Raw genomic sequence first — 1258 nt, 5'->3', positions numbered from 1 at the left:
CCGACTCGGCGAACTCGCGCGGCTCACGCTGCTGTCCCGCTGACGGCCGCGGCCCTCGTCACCCGGGGCCGGCCGGACTCGCCTCAGGCCAGCGGGGCGACCGTCCCCCGGGAGTAGCGGGTGATCTGCCGACGGATGCGCCGGTAGCCGCGGGCCTCGAGTGCGGTACGCAGCCTCGGGCTCACCGCGGCCGCCCCGTGGGTCACGAGGTTGGCCGGGAACACCAGGGCCGGATACCACGGCAACGCGGGCCGCCGGCCCAACTCGCGCATCCCGGCGACGCCGTTGAGGTAGGTCGCGAGGCTGCGGTGTCTGGCCACGTCCAGGCGGCGGCGCACCGGGGCGAAGCGGGGGAAGTCGGACAGTCCGTAGGACTCCAGCAGCGCCTCGGCGAGTACCGCCGAGTTGGCGTCGGGCGGCGGCGAGGTGCGCAGGAAGTGGTACATGTCCCGCAGGCCTCGACGCGGTCGGTCGTGGAGGAAGTCGGGGTCCACGCCCATCACGTGGCCGATCCAGCGCCACAGGTGCATGACGGCCCGCCCGTCGGCGCGTGAGTGCGGGATGCCCAGCACGAGGGTGCCCAACAGGAACGTCGCGGAGAACAGGCCGTTGGTGGCTGCCATATCCGCCTGGTTGATGGGCAGCCCCTTGGCCGAGGTGTCCCACCCCTTCGCGAGCATCGCGCGGTTGACCCGGGCGTGCATGAGCCGCACGTGCACGGTCATCTCCCAGCCGGCACTCCCCGGGCGCCAGCCGTCAGGTGCCGCGACCGCGTGCCACCAGGCCATGGTCTCCGCGACCCGCGTGGCGGTTCCCTCCCCGGTCAGGCGACCGGTCGAGGTGAGCACCTCGGTCGTGGCCGCCGGCCGGTAGCCGCCGAGGAGGGCGAGATCACCGAGCACATCCTGTCCGGTCAGCCCGGCGCGGAGGCAGACCCGGGCACCGTGGTCGGCGAGGTCGGGGTCCAGCCAGTCGGGGATCCCGGTGACGGCACCGACGAAGTCGCCCACCTCGGCCGGCTCCCCCGGGGGCGAGGACTCACCGGCCACCGCCGCCCTCAGCGCCTCGCGCACCCGCGCCATGGAGGTCTCACCCCTGTCGATCGCCTCCAGGACCGCGTCGGCACGCGGGTCACCGGACATCAACGCCTCGGAGATCCGCGCGCGATCGGCGGGCGTGGGGCCCGAGCGCACGTCGGCGAACGGCCGCAGCAGGCGTGCCGCCCGGCGCCCCCACCGCTCGTCGGCGGCGAAGCGGG

Annotated in this window: 1 protein-coding gene; it reads right to left on the bottom strand. The window is 74.6% G+C overall.

Translation table 11 applies throughout. The annotated features are described in order from the left end of the window. Nucleotides 1-83: 83 nt before the first annotated feature. Nucleotides 84-1258, bottom strand: a 1175-nt coding sequence (locus tag G6031_RS17340; protein ID WP_182653939.1) for an oxygenase MpaB family protein, incomplete at its 5' end; no start/stop codon positions are given.

Origin of the sequence: Dietzia sp. CQ4, from assembly GCF_014145125.1 — a bacterium.
Lineage (GTDB): Bacteria > Actinomycetota > Actinomycetes > Mycobacteriales > Mycobacteriaceae > Dietzia > Dietzia natronolimnaea.
Note: the sequence above shows the minus strand (reverse complement) of the source record. Positions and strands in the feature narration are given on the sequence as shown.